The following is an 876-nucleotide window of genomic DNA, read 5'->3' on the forward strand; positions in this document are numbered from 1 at the left end:
CTAGGGGCTGTCCCTGATTAACGCAGCCAGAGAAGCATGGACGCAACGTGCAAGACGGCGAGGTAGCAGGTCGCCGTCTTGTCGTAACGAGTGGCGGCGGCGCGAAAGCGCTTGAGGTCGTGGAAGAAGCACTCCACCCGGTAGCGCAGCCGGTAGAGGGCGCGGTCCAAAGGCGGCGGCTGCTTGCGGCTGGGGTGGGGATGAATGACGGCCTTCATCTCCAGCTTCTGGGCGTTGGTGCGAATGCGCTCGGCGTCGTAGCCCGTATCCGCGATGAACGCTTCGCCTTCGGCATGCACCAGAAGCTCCTCGGCCATCGTGGACTCATGCTGCTGGCCGGGCGTCAGCGCGAGGTGGAGCGGCTTACCGCCCGTCGTTGTGACGGCGTGAACCTTCGTTGAAAAACCTCCTCGAGAACGCCCCAGAGCATTGCTTCGGACCCCCCTTTTCCGCCCGAGGCGTCCTGGTGCGCTCGGACGACGGAGGCATCCGCGAGCGAGCCGCGCTCATCCACTTCAAGCCGCAGGGCCTTGAAGATGGCTTCCCATCTGCCAGCCTGCGCCCAGCGGTGGAAACGGTTGTAGACGGTCTTCCAATGGCCAAACCGCTCGGGCAAGTCCCGCCACTGCACGCCCGTCTTCACACGCCAGATGACGGCGTTGATGAAGTCGCGGTCCCCTCGCTTCGAGGGTGGGCCGCTGCGAGAGCCCAGCAGGGGCTCAATGCGGCTCCACTCGGCATCGCTCAGTTCATGTCGGCGCACAGCCAGCGTTGATCACGTCCGACGCTGACTGGCAACCTTCTGAAGTTGGGTCCAACTCGGGTGTTTGATCCACCAGGTTGATTTTCGGGCCGGAGATCAGGGACAGCCCCTAG

At 64.0% G+C, this 876-nt stretch carries 1 pseudogene; it reads right to left on the minus strand.

Annotated features, from left to right (window positions below):
- Window positions 1–17: 17 nt before the first annotated feature.
- Window positions 18–763, minus strand: a pseudogene (locus D7W81_RS44505) (IS5 family transposase).
- Between the last annotated feature and the right edge of the window lie 113 nt (window positions 764–876).

The organism is Corallococcus aberystwythensis (genome assembly GCF_003612165.1).
Classification (GTDB): Bacteria; Myxococcota; Myxococcia; order Myxococcales; family Myxococcaceae; genus Corallococcus; species Corallococcus aberystwythensis.